The 12,073-nt window shown below is 32.9% G+C and carries 11 protein-coding genes and 1 tRNA gene; 1 reads left to right on the plus strand and 11 read right to left on the minus strand.

The window, feature by feature from the left end; translation table 11 throughout:
* Position 1: 1 nt before the first annotated feature.
* Positions 2 to 190: a DUF2892 domain-containing protein gene (locus N534_RS0103965; protein WP_028891241.1), complete on the plus strand. Its 189-nt coding sequence runs from the start codon at positions 2 to 4 to the stop codon at positions 188 to 190.
* A gap of 4 nt (positions 191 to 194) precedes the next feature.
* Here N534_RS0103965 and N534_RS0103970 read toward each other — a convergent pair whose 3' ends face one another.
* From N534_RS0103970 to mraY, 11 genes are all read right to left on the minus strand, one after another.
* Positions 195 to 998: a zinc-dependent peptidase gene (locus tag N534_RS0103970; RefSeq protein WP_038005484.1), complete on the minus strand. Its 804-nt coding sequence runs from the start codon at positions 996 to 998 to the stop codon at positions 195 to 197.
* 162 nt (positions 999 to 1,160) lie between these two features.
* A tRNA-Arg gene (locus N534_RS0103975) sits at positions 1,161 to 1,234 on the minus strand.
* An 11-nt stretch (positions 1,235 to 1,245) separates the two neighbouring features.
* Entirely contained in the window at positions 1,246 to 1,692 is a 447-nt protein-coding gene (locus tag N534_RS0103980; protein ID WP_028891243.1) for a GatB/YqeY domain-containing protein, read from the minus strand.
* A gap of 71 nt (positions 1,693 to 1,763) precedes the next feature.
* Complete coding sequence (gene ftsZ / locus N534_RS0103985; protein ID WP_028891244.1) at positions 1,764 to 3,623, minus strand: cell division protein FtsZ; 1,860 nt, start codon at positions 3,621 to 3,623, stop codon at positions 1,764 to 1,766.
* A gap of 86 nt (positions 3,624 to 3,709) precedes the next feature.
* Positions 3,710 to 5,065, minus strand: a complete 1,356-nt coding sequence (ftsA, locus tag N534_RS0103990) for a cell division protein FtsA (protein WP_028891245.1) — start codon at positions 5,063 to 5,065, stop codon at positions 3,710 to 3,712.
* Positions 5,052 to 5,792, minus strand: coding sequence for a cell division protein FtsQ/DivIB (locus tag N534_RS0103995; protein WP_028891246.1), 741 nt, complete (start codon positions 5,790 to 5,792; stop codon positions 5,052 to 5,054). The genes ftsA and N534_RS0103995 overlap by 14 nt, the downstream gene beginning before the upstream one ends.
* A gap of 1 nt (position 5,793) precedes the next feature.
* Entirely contained in the window at positions 5,794 to 7,140 is a 1,347-nt protein-coding gene (gene murC, locus N534_RS0104000) for a UDP-N-acetylmuramate--L-alanine ligase (RefSeq protein WP_028891247.1), read from the minus strand.
* The gene (gene murG, locus N534_RS0104005; protein ID WP_028891248.1) at positions 7,140 to 8,231 is read right to left on the minus strand and encodes an undecaprenyldiphospho-muramoylpentapeptide beta-N-acetylglucosaminyltransferase; all 1,092 of its coding nucleotides are present in this window, start codon (positions 8,229 to 8,231) and stop codon (positions 7,140 to 7,142) included. Before murG ends, murC begins: the two co-directional genes overlap by 1 nt.
* A 72-nt stretch (positions 8,232 to 8,303) precedes the next feature.
* Positions 8,304 to 9,494, minus strand: a complete 1,191-nt coding sequence (locus N534_RS0104015; protein ID WP_028891249.1) for an FtsW/RodA/SpoVE family cell cycle protein — start codon at positions 9,492 to 9,494, stop codon at positions 8,304 to 8,306.
* Between the two features lie 16 nt (positions 9,495 to 9,510).
* A complete protein-coding gene (gene murD / locus N534_RS0104020; RefSeq protein WP_028891250.1) occupies positions 9,511 to 10,845 on the minus strand; it encodes a UDP-N-acetylmuramoyl-L-alanine--D-glutamate ligase in 1,335 nt (444 codons plus the stop codon).
* Positions 10,846 to 12,072 (minus strand): phospho-N-acetylmuramoyl-pentapeptide-transferase, encoded by a 1,227-nt coding sequence (mraY, locus tag N534_RS0104025; RefSeq protein WP_028891251.1) that lies wholly within the window; start codon positions 12,070 to 12,072, stop codon positions 10,846 to 10,848.
* Position 12,073: the final 1 nt, after the last annotated feature.

The raw sequence follows: 12,073 nt of genomic DNA on the forward strand, positions 1-12,073 counted from the left end.
TATGAAGAATAGAATTGTACGTGGTATTGCTGGTAGTTTTATACTTATTAGTTTAATCTTAGCAATTAAAGTAAATATTAATTGGTTATGGTTTACTGCTTTTGTAGGTGCCAATTTATTACAATCATCATTAACCAAATGGTGTTTAATGGATGATATTTTAACCAAGGTTTTTAAAGTAAAAGAGTAACTATTTATACTACAGAATAGTTTAACATGAGTTGAATCTTTTTATACAATTGTGGAAATTGTTGCTGTAAATCTTCTGGAGTTTCAAAAAAGTGCTCCATAATTACAGCAACAAATTCCAATTTATTTGTTAATGCATAGGGTCTAAAATAACCTGATGATTTAATTCTTTCAGCATTCGCTTTATCATCCATAAAACTGGTTATTTCTTCAAATAAACGGTAATAAATTCGGGCACTTACATCTTTCGATTTTCTTCCATGAAAGGTTAACGCATGAGAAAATTCGTGAATTCCTAAGTTTAGGTTATCATTTAATATGATGTTTCCGATCAAAAAATCTTCCCAAGAAAATACAATTGTTTTTAAACTTGGATTAAATTCTCCTTTATGATATTGTTTAGTTATTGTTGAATAAAAACTGGTTGGATACACTATAATTTTGTCGAACGTAGTGGTGAGGTATCTTCGCATACCAAAAGTAAGTTTTATATACGATGCAGCTATAAGGACTTTTGCTTCTGGTGTTAACTCAAAGTCATCTCTTTCAATAAAATCATAAGTTCTGATAAACTTGGTCAGTCGATGTTCAAAATACACTTTTTGTTTTTCACTTAGTTTTTTATAGAACCTTACATTTTCAACTAAAAATTTTTTCTTTTTTTTAGGCAGTTTCTTCTTTATTGGGTAAAAATGTACAAAAATAGGTTTGTTAAATATAGATACATAAACGGACTCAATAACATTAACTCCAACCCCAATAAAACCAATAAAAATGGCAGTATATTTAATTAAAAAAATAGGTTTCATATCAATTTTGAAAAAATCAAATATAGCTTATGTAACTTAAGTTACATTACTTAACAATAGCTTTTTTTAATTTTACAATCAATTAAGCAACCTTTCCCCAATATTTCCCTTAAAGATAAAAAAACAGCAGAGAGCTTATCTTCTGCTGTTTTAATTTTTTTGCGACCCAGAGAGGACTCGAACCCCTAACCCTCAGAGCCGAAATCTGATGTTCTATCCAGTTGAACTACTGAGTCTATAAATTTTATTAAGCTAATTTAGCTTTTACAATTGCTGAGATAGTTTTTCCGTCTGCTTGTCCTGCTAATTGTTTAGAAACAATTCCCATTACTTTACCCATATCTTTCATTCCTTCAGCACCAACATCTTCGATCGTTTTTTCAACGATTTTACCAATCTCTTCATCACTCAACGCCTCTGGCAAAAACTGTTCTAAAACAGCTGCTTCAGCTAATTCTGGTTCTGCTAAATCATTACGTCCTTGTTCTGTGAATACGGCTGCACTATCTTTACGTTGTTTTACCTGCTTTTGAACAATTTTTAACTCTTCTGCTTCTGATAACTCCCCTGCTCCTGCTTCTGTATTTGCTAACATAAAAGCCGATTTTAAGGCTCTTAAAGCTGTTAAAGCTACTGTATCTTTCGCTTTCATAGCTTCTTTCATTTTATCCATTACCTGTTTTTGCAAACTCATAATTTTATAATTTTAACTATTAAAAAAAATCCCGATAAATCGGGATTTTAAAAATACGTGTTATTCTTTTATTAATCTACATTATCGTGTAAAAACGAGTTATTTGATCTTAATAAATCGTTATTATCCGTATTTAATGCTGTATCTGATTTACTAATATCTGAACCAGAATCAATATCAACTCCTAATCTTTTATAAGCCGGTTGACGCTCAATTTCATCTATATTTTTACTTACTTGATCGTTAAACTTATAGTTAAAACCTTTCATCTTTTCACGTCTTTCTTGTGCTCTTTTTTGCACTTCAGAAATTGTTAAGTCTAACGGAGAAACTTCTTCGCTTGAAGTATTAATGTTATTAATTTCCTCTTGCGTTTTAGATTTTACTTCAAAACGTAATTCTTCTTCTACTTCATCTTTTATAATAGGTGTAGAACTTTTGCCTATTGTTGGTTCTGCATTAAAATCATCTAAAACATATCGTTTTTCTACCTTATGAAATTTAATTTCTTGTGCAGTTACTTCAATATTTTTAATCTCATTTGTAGTTTCAACTAAATGAGAAGCTGGTTTTATTTCTTCGTAAGAATTCAACGGTAAATCAAACAATAAATCTTGTTGAACTGGTTGTTGTCTTACTTCTTCTTCTACTTTTGGCTCAGCTATATTTGTAATAATAAAATCGTCTTCTGAAATAGTTTCGATAGCGATTTCATCGTACACTACATCTATATTTTTAATAGCCTCTGTTGTAGGGATTAAATTCGATTTAGGCTCAACAATTTCCTCTTCTAATACATGAACAACTTTATCTGTTGGTTTAGTAGGTAAAGGTTCATTTATACTAGGTGAAGTTTGAATTTTCTGATCTCCAAAATTGTAAGTAGCTTTTTGCTCATCTTCTAAAGTATGAACAATCTTTTTTACTTCTGTATTAGTAATATTTCCTTGTTGATCAGCAGCGAAACCCGTTGCTACAACTGTTACAGCTATTCCGTCTTCTAATGATTCATCTTCACCAATACCCATAATAATATTGGCATCATATCCTGCTTCATCTTGAATATAATCGTTGATTTCTCCAATTTCATCTAAAGTAACTTCATTACCTCCAGAAACAATCAACAACAATACATTCTTAGCTCCTGTAATTTTGTTATCATTTAATAACGGTGAATCTAACGCTTTTACAATTGCATTTTTAGCTCTGTTAGCTCCAGTTTCTTTTGCAGACCCCATTATCGCAGTACCACTATTAGACAATACCGTTTTAGCATCGTGTAAATCGATATTTTGTTTGTAGTGATGTGTAATTACTTCTGCAATACCTTTTGCCGCTGTAGCTAAAACTTCATCTGCTTTTGAGAATCCTGCTTTAAAACCTAAGTTACCATAAACTTCGCGCAGTTTATTATTATTGATAACGATTAACGAATCTACATTTTTACGTAGCTCATCAATTCCTTTTTGAGCTTGTTTTGAGCGCATTCTTCCTTCAAACTGAAATGGCATAGTAACGATTCCTACCGTTAAAATATCCATATCTTTAGCAATTTTGGCAATGATTGGTGCTGCACCCGTACCGGTACCTCCACCCATACCTGCGGTAATAAATACCATTTTGGTATGCGTACTCAACATTTGTTGAATTTCTTGAATACTTTCAGCCGCTGCCTGTGCTCCTATTTCAGGGTTTGCACCCGCACCTAACCCAGAGGTTAAATGTGCTCCTAATTGTACTTTATTAGGAATTGGACTGTTTTCTAATGCTTGTGCATCTGTGTTACAAATTACGAAATCTACTCCGTGAATTTGCTTACTATACATGTGGTTTACTGCGTTACTTCCTCCCCCACCAACACCAATTACTTTAATGGCATTCGATTGTGTTTTCGGCATGTCGAATGAAATGTTATCAAATTCTGCGCTCATAATAACTTTTCTTTTTTTTTTATTCTTATTCAATTTACACTCTCCTTCTTAGGGGATTAATTCGGAGTAGTTTTTTATATATACTTTTACTCTGCGTTATCTAAAAACTCTTTAAATCCTTCAGTGAATCGCTTGGTAAACTTTTCAAAGATTGATTTAGACTTTTCTTTCGCTGGTAGTTCCTTCTCTTCTTGAGCTTCTTCTATAGCTTCTTTTTCTTCTTCAATAGCTGGTTCTTCAAACACTTCTGGAGCTTCTTCTACTGCTACTACTTCACTTTCTTCTTTTTTCAATCCTTCCATTAACAACCCTACTGCAGTTGCAAATGCTGGACTTGATAATACTTCATCTGAATCTCCTGCCAAATGTTCATTTGGATACCCAATACGAACGTCCATTCCAGTAATATATTCTACTAACTGACGTAAATGTTTTAATTGGGCTCCTCCTCCTGTTAAAACAATACCTGCAATGAGTTTTCCTTTTTGAGTTTCGTGTCCGTAGTTTTTAATTTCTAAGTACACATGCTCAATAATTTCTTGTACTCTAGCGTGTATTATTTTAGATAAGTTCTTAAGTGTTATTTCTTTTGGTTCTCTTCCTCGTAACCCTGGAATAGAAACAATTTCAGTTTCTTTATTTTCTCCTGGCCACGCAGAACCAAATTTAATTTTTAACAACTCTGCTTGCTTTTCTATAATCGAACAGCCTTCTTTAATATCTTCAGTAATTACATTACCTCCAAAAGGAATAACTGCTGTATGACGAATAATTCCGTCTTTAAAAATAGCTAAATCTGTTGTTCCGCCACCTATATCAATCAACGCTACACCTGCTTCTTTTTCTTCTTGACTTAATACTGCTGATGCTGATGCTAAAGGCTCTAATGTAATATCAGATAAATTTAAACCAGCACTTTTAATACACCTTCCAACATTTCGGATAGAAGATACTTGACCAACAACAACATGGAAGTTAGCTTCTAACCTACCTCCATACATTCCTATAGGTTCTTTAATATCTGGCTGACTATCTACCTTAAACTCTTGAGGTAACACATGAATAATTTCCTCACCAGGTAACATTACTAATTTATGAACCTGATTTACTAAGTTTTCAATATCATTTGCATCGATAACTTCCTCAGCCTTTTCTCGTGTTATATAATCACTATGGTGCAAACTTCTTATGTGCTGACCAGCAATACCTACTACAACATTTTCTATTTTTTGTCCTGAAACACTTTCTGCCTCATCAACAGCTTGTTGAATGGATTGAATGGTTTGTGTAATATTATTAACAACCCCTCTTTTTACACCTAAACTTTTTGCTTTACCAATACCTAAAACTTCAAGTTTTCCGTATTCGTTTTCACGACCAATCATGGCAACAATCTTGGTTGTACCAATATCTAAACCAACTGCAATTTTATTGTTTTCCATCTTGATTTTGTTTTGTGCACACAACTTGGTTGTGGTATTTTACATTTATCGTTTTGTAATTACTTATAGTTTTGTCTTTAAGAGCTTTGTTATAAAACGCTGTTAGCTTTTTAAACTTTTCTGCTGCATCTTTAAACTCACCAAAAATTATCTCATAATCACCGCTACGAACTGTAAATGTATATTCGTTTTGGGCGTCTTTTTGAATAGCAATAATTTCTTTAGCGAAAAAACTATTACTATTAATTGTTTTTATTAACGTTGTTAATTCTTTGATTTCTTCAGGTCCCCTTATTCCTGAAACTAACGGTACTCTTGCTGAAAAATTTGTTGATAAAGGTATTTCTGCCCCATATTTATCAACATAAAAAGATTTATTCTTATCAACAATTCGAGCTATCGGTGTTCGTTGTTTTATTAATGTTTTTAACACCCCATCTACAGTTAAAAACACCGCTGTTTTTTCAACATACGGATTCGCCGAAACATTAGCCTCCAGAAAGTGTAAATCTACCAATCTTTTCGGTTGGTTTTTAACAAATTCATTATTTTGTATTAACAATTTATCAACCATACTGTGCGTCAAAAAGTTATTATCACCTGCTTCAAACTCAACCACGGTGTTTTTTACCTTTTTTAAGCCATTTCTATTGGTTGTAAAGCCATACAAGAACGCCAAAAACATCAACAACAAGAAAAAAGATAGATAAGTTGCTACTTTTTTCATACTAGATTTTGTGTTTTTCTTTAATTTTATTTTTCACTTCTTCTACCAATAAACCAATATCTCCTGCCCCCAACATCGTCACTATTTTTGACTCAGATTTAAGCACTTCATCGCTTAATTTTTCTTTAGATACTAGCTTTTTATTTTCTAATGTCATTTTATCCAATAACCAACTTGAAGTAACACCTTCAATCGGTAATTCTCTTGCTGGATAAATATCTAACAACAACACTTCATCAAACAATGATAATGCTTCTGCAAAATCATCAACAAAATCTTTTGTTCTACTAAATAAATGCGGTTGAAAAACTGCTAAAACTTTTTCATTAGGAAACATTTCTCGAACCGATTGTGCTACTGCTTTTATCTCTGTTGGATGATGTGCATAATCATCAATTAAAACAACATCATCTGTTTTTATTTTGTATGAAAATCTTCTTTGTACTCCTCTAAAAGATTTTAATTGCACCTTTATTTTTCCTAACGGAACTCCGTACACATCTGCCATTGCCAATGCCGCCAACGCATTCATCATATTGTGATTTCCTGGTAAATGGAATTCGATGTCTTTAATTTCAGATGTTGGTGTTTGTACATCAAAAATATACTTACCCACTTCAACCCTAACATTAAAAGCTTTATAATCCGCATCTTCATTTACAGCATAGGTCAATCCTTTTAATGGCAATCCTTTTGCGACAATTAACGTATCGGAAACTTTATTCGCAAACTCAACAAAAGACTGCTGAAGCATTTCATTCTCTCCATAAATATCTAAATGATCTGCATCCATAGAAGTCACACAGGCAATATTTGGAGATAATTTTAAAAACGAACGATCAAACTCATCTGCTTCAACCACCGATACTTTATCTTCACCTAAAATTAAATTGGAATTATAATTTTCTGCAATTCCACCTAAAAAAGAAGTAGCGTTTTCAGGCTGCATTATGTGCCCTAAAATTGAAGATGTTGTTGTTTTGCCATGTGTTCCTGCTACAGCTAAACAAAAAGTGTTTTTAGTAATTTCTCCCAACACTTCGGCTCGTTTTAAAACCGTATATCCATTATTTACAAAGTAATTTAACTCTTTATGGTTTTTAGGAACTGCTGGTGTATACACTACCAATGTAGTCTTTTTATCTAAAAATGAAATCGGAATATTCTTTACAGCATCTTCAAAATGAATCTCTACTCCTATTTGGTCTAAACTTTTAGTGATAGGTGATGGTGTTTTATCATAGCCCGAAACCACCTTACCATTCTCAGAGAAATATCTAGCTAAGGCACTCATTCCTATTCCTCCAATACCTATAAAATAAACGTTATGTATCGTTTTTAAATTCACTAACTGATTAATTTTTCTATTTCGTTAACGATATGACTTGTAGCATTAGGTAATGCCAATTCGTTAATATTTTCACTTAAACTCTCTTGCTTCCCTTTATCTTTTAATAACGTTTCTAATACCACAGGAAACGTTTCTAACTCACTTTCTTTAACTACAATTGCTCCGTGTTCTTTTGCTATTGATTTAGCATTTTTTGTTTGATGATCTTCTGCCACGTTAGGTGACGGAATAAAAATGGTTGGTTTACCCACAATACATAGCTCTGACACCGAACTTGCTCCTGCTCTAGACACAATAAAATCGGCCGCTGCATAAGCCAAATCCATTCGGTTTAAAAACTGATGTACTTGTACATTTTCAATCTCATTGTATTTTTTATATTCATCAAAATACAACTTACCACATTGCCAAATAAGCTGTATGTTCTGATTTTTAAAGAAACCTAAATTAGCTTCTATTAGCTGATTTATTTTACGAGCCCCTAAACTTCCTCCTAAAACCAATAATGTTTTTTTAGAAGCATCTAACTCGAAAAATTCTTTACCTTCTTCAATCTTTGTATGAATAAATAGTAAATCTTGTCGAACTGGATTCCCTGTTTTTATTATTTTATCCTCTGAAAAAAAACGCTCTAAATTATCATATGCTACACATATTTTCTGTGCACTTTTTCCTAAAAATTTATTGGTTATTCCCGGATATGAATTTTGCTCTTGAATTAAGGTTGGAATCCCTCTTTGATTAGCAGCCATTAATGTTGGCCCACTAGCAAAACCTCCTGTACCAATAGCCACATCAGGCTTGAATTTACTTATAATTCGATGTGCCTTCCATAAACTACTTAACAATTTGAATGGAAACATTAAATTTGTTAGGGTTAGTTTTCTTTGAATACCTGAAATCCATAATCCTTCAATTTCATATCCTGCTTGCGGAACTTTCTCCATTTCCATTTTATCTTTTGCTCCTACGAACAAAATATTAGCTTCTGGGTAACGAACTTTTATTTCGTTAGCAATTGCTATTGCAGGATAAATATGACCTCCTGTACCTCCACCGCTTATTATGATATTAATCGACTGTTTCATACAATCTTTTTTATTTTAACATTATGGTTGTATGTAACACTTATAGCAGTTCCAACCCATAAATTTATACTTTTAATCAAGTGTTTCATGTAAAATATCTAAAGGGTTATCGTCTAAAATTGTTTCTTCCGTTTCGTTTTTAGAAGCGCTTACACTTAAAATCATTCCTAATGCGAAACATGTCATCCAAATAGAGGTACCTCCACTACTAATTAAGGGGAGTGTTTGTCCTGTTACTGGTAAAATATTCACCGCTACCGCCATGTTTATCATCGCCTGAAAAACAATCGGGATTCCCACACCTATAACTAACAAAGTTGCAAATATGGTAGTAGCTTTTTTAGCTGTTATTAATATTCTAAAAAGTAATAAAAAGTAAATAAAGATAACTACAACTGCCCCTGCCAAACCATATTCTTCTACAATAATTGCATAAATAAAATCGGATGAAGATTGAGGTAAAAAGTTTTTTTGAACACTTTTTCCTGGCCCCTTACCTACAACACCACCCGTAGCTATGGCTATTTTTGCTTTTTCTACTTGATAATTCTCTTCTCCATTGGGTTGTGAGAAACTTTCAATCCTACTTTTCCATGTATTTACACGGTTTGGCATTGCATCTGGAAACGCTTTAGCTACTAAAATAAAAAACAAAAAAGCAAAAAGCCCCATTCCTAATATATAGCCAATGTACTTTAAGGGATACCCTCCTATAAATGACACTAACAGAATCATAAAAAATATCATAGCTGTTGTTGAAAAGTTTGCAGGTAATATCAACACCAACACAATACCAACTGGCAACCACAACTGTAACAAACTCTCTTTAAAAGAAATAACTTTTTCTTTATGTTTCGCTAAATATCTCGCTACATATACCATTAACACAAGACCCGCCAATGTAGATGTTTGAAAACCAATACCTACAAACGGAATTCGTATCCATCTACTAGCATTTGCACCTCCAATGGTTGTTCCTTGAGCTAGGGTAAAAATCAACAGAACAATAACAACTGGAAACATTAAAACAGACCCTCCACTAAAATACCTATATGGAATTTTATGTACCCCGTAAATCACAGCAAAACCTGTAATTAACAACACGATATGCTTTATTAAATGCCCAAAAGTAGAACCATTACCCACTACATATACTAAATTGGTACTAGCACTATATATTGGCATAAACGAAAATATTGCCAACATTGTTACTATGGCCCAAATAGCTCTATCTCCTTTAATATGTCGAAAGATGTATTTCATCAATCTTTTTTAGCTTTTATAAGTTTCTTACAGCTTCTTTGAATTTACTTCCTCTATCTTCGTAACTTTCAAATAAGTCAAAACTGGCACAGGCAGGAGATAATAATACAGTATCACCTTTTTGTGCAATTTTATAGGCTACTTTAACCGCTTCTTCTGCTCCTGCAGTTTCTACCAAAATATCAACTACACTTGCAAAAGTGTCTATTATCTTTTGATTATCTAAGCCCAAACAAACTATTGCCTTTACTTTTTCTCTTACCAATGGCAATAAATCTGAATAATCATTTCCTTTATCAACACCACCTACAATCCAAACTGTTGGATTATCCATGCACTCTAATGCATAGTAAGCTGCGTTTACATTGGTCGCCTTGCTATCGTTAACGAATTCTATTCCGTTAACTTTTTGTACTTTTTCTAAACGATGTTCTACACCTTCAAAATCAGACAAACTTTCAGCAATCGTTTCCTTTCTTACTTTTAGCAATCGCGCAGCCATTGATGCCGCCATTACATTTTTAGTATTGTGTTTTCCTTGTAATGTTAATTCAGAAACCTTCATTAATTTTTCTTCTGTATTTAATTTCATCAGTATCGTATCTTGTCTTAAAAAAGCTCCGTATTCCAATTCTTTCTCTATTGAAAATGGTACTAGGGTTGCTCTTGTTTTGTTATTTTTTAACCAATTTTGAATTGCTTCATCATCAGCATCGTATATTAAAAAATCGTCTTCCGTTTGGTTTTTAGTAATACGGAATTTCGAGTTTATGTAATTGTCAAATTCATATTCGTATCGATCTAAATGATCAGGTGTAATATTTGTAATTACCGCTATATGTGGTTTAAAATTCTCAATTCCATCCAACTGAAAACTACTCAACTCCAACACATATTCATTGTAATTATCATCAGCTACTTGTTCCGCGAAACTATCACCAATATTCCCTCCAACTCCTACATTCAATCCCGCTTTTTGCAACACATAATGTGTTAACATTGTAGTGGTCGTTTTTCCATTTGAACCTGTAATCCCCACAATAGTTGCATCTGTAAACTGGGCAGCAAATTCAATTTCTGAAATTACTTTTACTCCTTCTAAATGTAGTTTTTTTACCAGCGCCACTTTATCTGGAATTCCCGGACTCTTCATTACCACATCAGCACTTAAAATTTTACTTTCAGTATGCTGATTCTCTTCAAAATCGATTGAATTATGTAAAAGAACTTTTTTGTATCGTTCTGCTATGCTTCCTTTATCAGAAACAAAGACATCATATCCTTTTTTCTTTCCTAAAAGCGCTGTTCCTACACCACTTTCTCCTCCACCAAGCACAACTAACCTCTTCATTTATCTTAACTTCAATGTTACTATCGTAAATACTGCCAGTAGGATTCCAATAATCCAAAAACGGACTACAATTTTACTTTCATGATACCCTGACTTTTGGTAATGGTGATGTAAAGGTGACATCTTAAATATTCTTCTTCCTTCTCCAAATTTCTTCTTCGTGTACTTAAACCACGATACTTGTAAGATTACCGATAAATTTTCTACTACAAATATTCCTGCTAAAATTGGCAGCAATAATTCTTTTCGAATAGCAATGGCTATAACTGCTATAATTCCTCCAATAGTTAAACTTCCGGTATCTCCCATAAATACCTGAGCTGGGTAAGTATTATACCATAAAAACCCAATTAGAGCTCCTGCAAACGCTAGGATAAACACAGTCATTTCTCCTGATTTCGGGATATACATTACATCTAAATAATCAGCGAAAATGATATTACCCGACACCCAAGCAAAAATTGCCAAAGCCATCACCATTATTGCAGAAGAACCTGCTGCTAATCCATCTATACCATCAGTTAAGTTTGCTCCATTTGAAACTCCTGTTACTATAAAAACAGTAACAAAAATGAATACTATCCATCCGTATTTTTCATATCCATCTCCCAAAAAGCTTAAAGCTTTTGCGTAGTCTAATTCATTATTTTTTAAAAACGGAACTGTAGTTTTTGTTGATTTATGCTCTTCTCCAAACACTTTTTTCTTTCCATCTACTTGTACAACTTGCTCTGATACAGATAATTGCTCTTTAATAGTTACATCTGGATGAAAATACAGCATAGAGCCTACGATTAGACCTAGACCTACTTGACCTAAAATTTTAAACTTTCCTTTTAATCCAGCTTTATCTTTTTTAAATACCTTTATATAATCATCAGTAAAACCAATGAACCCCATCCAAACAGTCGTAATCAATAGAATTATGATGTACACATTTCCAAGTTTCGATAATAACAATACAGGAATCAACGTAGCAAGAATGATAATAACACCTCCCATTGTAGGAGTTCCTGCTTTTTGTACTTGTCCTTCTAAACCTAAATCTCTTACAGTTTCCCCAACCTGTTGTCTTCTTAAATAATTAATGATTTTTTTACCAAAAATGGTTGATATCAACAAAGACAAAATGAACGCCATTGCAGATCGGAATGTGATAAACTGGAAGACACTGGCTCCAGTTAAACTGAATTCACTTTCTAGATATTGAAATAAATAATATAGCATT

It is taken from the genome of Tenacibaculum sp. 47A_GOM-205m (assembly GCF_000518405.1).
Lineage (GTDB): Bacteria > Bacteroidota > Bacteroidia > Flavobacteriales > Flavobacteriaceae > Polaribacter > Polaribacter lutimaris.

What these genes read in the sequence shown, in the direction of transcription:
- N534_RS0103965 (WP_028891241.1), top strand. Translation starts at nt 2, where the DNA reads ATGAAGAATAGAATTGTACGTGGTATTGCTGGTAGTTTTATACTTATT.
- N534_RS0103970 (WP_038005484.1), bottom strand. Translation starts at nt 998, where the DNA reads ATGAAACCTATTTTTTTAATTAAATATACTGCCATTTTTATTGGTTTT.
- N534_RS0103980 (WP_028891243.1), bottom strand. Translation starts at nt 1,692, where the DNA reads ATGAGTTTGCAAAAACAGGTAATGGATAAAATGAAAGAAGCTATGAAA.
- ftsZ (WP_028891244.1), bottom strand. Translation starts at nt 3,623, where the DNA reads ATGAGCGCAGAATTTGATAACATTTCATTCGACATGCCGAAAACACAA.
- ftsA (WP_028891245.1), bottom strand. Translation starts at nt 5,065, where the DNA reads ATGGAAAACAATAAAATTGCAGTTGGTTTAGATATTGGTACAACCAAG.
- N534_RS0103995 (WP_028891246.1), bottom strand. Translation starts at nt 5,792, where the DNA reads ATGAAAAAAGTAGCAACTTATCTATCTTTTTTCTTGTTGTTGATGTTT.
- murG (WP_028891248.1), bottom strand. Translation starts at nt 8,231, where the DNA reads ATGAAACAGTCGATTAATATCATAATAAGCGGTGGAGGTACAGGAGGT.
- N534_RS0104015 (WP_028891249.1), bottom strand. Translation starts at nt 9,494, where the DNA reads ATGAAATACATCTTTCGACATATTAAAGGAGATAGAGCTATTTGGGCC.
- murD (WP_028891250.1), bottom strand. Translation starts at nt 10,845, where the DNA reads ATGAAGAGGTTAGTTGTGCTTGGTGGAGGAGAAAGTGGTGTAGGAACA.
- mraY (WP_028891251.1), bottom strand. Translation starts at nt 12,072, where the DNA reads ATGCTATATTATTTATTTCAATATCTAGAAAGTGAATTCAGTTTAACT.